Source organism: Variovorax sp. 01T439_2, from assembly GCF_056398445.1.
The window spans coordinates 1-2,087 of record NZ_JBFTPJ010000995.1 but is presented as its reverse complement, the minus strand read 5'-3'; the positions used below and the strand labels follow the sequence as shown (position 1 = coordinate 2,087).

Annotated in this window: 2 protein-coding genes; both read right to left on the bottom strand. The window is 66.8% G+C overall.

The genetic code is table 11. The features are described from left to right. Positions 1-1,329: DNA translocase FtsK (locus tag AC1DOC_RS30915; protein ID WP_478131251.1), on the bottom strand; the 1,329-nt coding region annotated here is incomplete at its 3' end. A gap of 94 nt (positions 1,330-1,423) precedes the next feature. Continuing rightward, on the bottom strand, positions 1,424-2,087 hold a 664-nt coding region (locus AC1DOC_RS30910; protein WP_478131250.1), incomplete at its 5' end, for a Crp/Fnr family transcriptional regulator.

The following is a 2,087-nucleotide window of genomic DNA, read 5'->3' as shown; positions in this document are numbered from 1 at the left end:
GTCCTTGCCCAGGCCCATCGTCAGGAAGGACTTGCCTTCGTTGTAGACCTGCGAGCCGAGGATCTCGCTGAGCTTGATCGACTGGCGCTTGGCGTTCGGCAGCTCGAGCGCCATGTAGTTCTTGCCCGGGATGGTTTCGACCACGCGGATCGACACCAGCGAGAGCGAACGCGCCAGGTCCTTGGCCAGGCCGACGATCTGCGAGCCCTTGACGCCGGTGGCCGGCTCGATCTCGTAGCGCGTGATCACCGGGCCCGGCGAAGCCAGCACCACATGCACTTCGACGCCGAAGTCCTTGAGCTTCTTCTCGATCATGCGCGAGGTCATCTCGAGCGTGTCGGCCGAGACCGTTTCCTGGCGCGCCTGCGCCGCGTCGAGCAGATCGACCTGCGGCAGCTTGCTGTCGGGCAGTTCCTTGAAGAGCGGCTTCTGGCGCTCCTTGACGACGCGGTCGCTCCTGGGCACCTCGGTCATCGCGGGCTCGATCTGCACCGGCGGCGACGCCGCGCGGCGCTTCGGGCGCGGCTCGATGCGCAGTTCTTCGTCGCCGTCGAAATCCGCCGGCTCGCCACCGTCCGCTGCACGCGAGAACGGCAGGTCTTCGGCCTCCGCACGCTCGCGGGCGGCCTGCTTGCCCATGGCGATGTCGGCCGCCATTTCGCGCTTTTCGCGGCGCGACTCGAACAGCGAATAGGCCCGCGCGCCGATGCGCTCGGCGATCTGGCTCCATGAGAAACGAAACACCAGCGCCGAGCCGATCACGCCGGCAGCGATGGCCACCAGCGCCGATCCGGTAAAGCCCATCCAGCGCACGCTTGCGGGCCCCACCAGGTAGCCCAGCACGCCGCCGCCCGAACCCGGCAGGTGGGACTCGAGCCGGTACAGGCGCGACCATTCGAGCACCACGCTCGCGCACAGCAGCAGCACCAGGCCGAACCAGAACGCCAGGCGGCTGCGGTTGAAGCGCCCGCGCACCGGCTGCTCGGCCGGCGCGGCCTCGCCGCCGCGCAGCCAGTTGGCCAGCGACGAAAGCCATGCCCGCAGGCCCGCCGCGAGGCACCACCAGACCGAATAGCCCGCCAGGAAATAGCTGCCGTCGGCCAGCCAGGCGCCGATGCGCCCGCCCCAGTTCTTGATCTCGCCGCCGGTGCCGGAGGTCGACCAGGCCGCATCGGAGGGCGTGAAGCTCAGCATGGCCAGCAGCCAGAACAAGAGCCCCGCAAAGCCCGCCACCAGCGTGATCTCGTGGGCGAAGCGCATGGCGCGCAGGCGCACCGGCTGCCCCTCGGCGGCAGAAGAAGATTGAAGTGTATTGAGCGAATAGGTCATGAAAAACGCGGCACCCAATCCTTCGAAACGGCGGCTGGATGCCTGAACACTACAACAAAAGGGTGCGGCCGCCTGAAGCGCCGGACCCGGCGGCTCAAGCCAGGGACAAGAGCCGGTCCTTGACGATCATGGAGCCGTCGTCCTGGGTCTGGACAAATCCGCGCTCCTCGAGATCCTTCATCACGCGGCTCACCATTTCGCGCGAGGCGCCCACCATTTTCGCGAGATCCTGGCGCGAGATCTTGTCGCGCACCTTCAGGTTGCCTGCGCCATCGTCGATCGCGAACTCGAGCAGCGAGCGCGCCACGCGCCCATAGACGTCCATCAGCGCAAGCGACTCGATCTTGCGGTCGGCATGGCGCAGCCGCTGCACCAGGCCGCGCATGATGTTGTAGGCCATCGAGGAGTTCTCGGGCAGGCAGCGTGCGAAGGCGTCCCGGTCCAGCATGAGTACGTCGCACTGGATCTCGGTGCGCACCGTGGCCGAATGGGGCTCGTCGTCGATCAGGCTCATCTCGCCGATGTAGTCGCCGGGATGCAAGGTGGCAAGGATCACCTCGCGCCCGCGGTTGTCGGCGCTCGTCACGCGCGCGCGTCCGGTCAGGATGATGTAGAGCGCGTCGGATTTCTTGCCCTGCTCGACAACGACTTCGGCCCGCTTGAAGCGCTTCTTGATGATCGCATCCGCAATGCTTGCAGACTGCGAGGACGTGAGCGAGGCAAACAGCGGAACGCGCCGCAGCAACTCAAGATTGGAC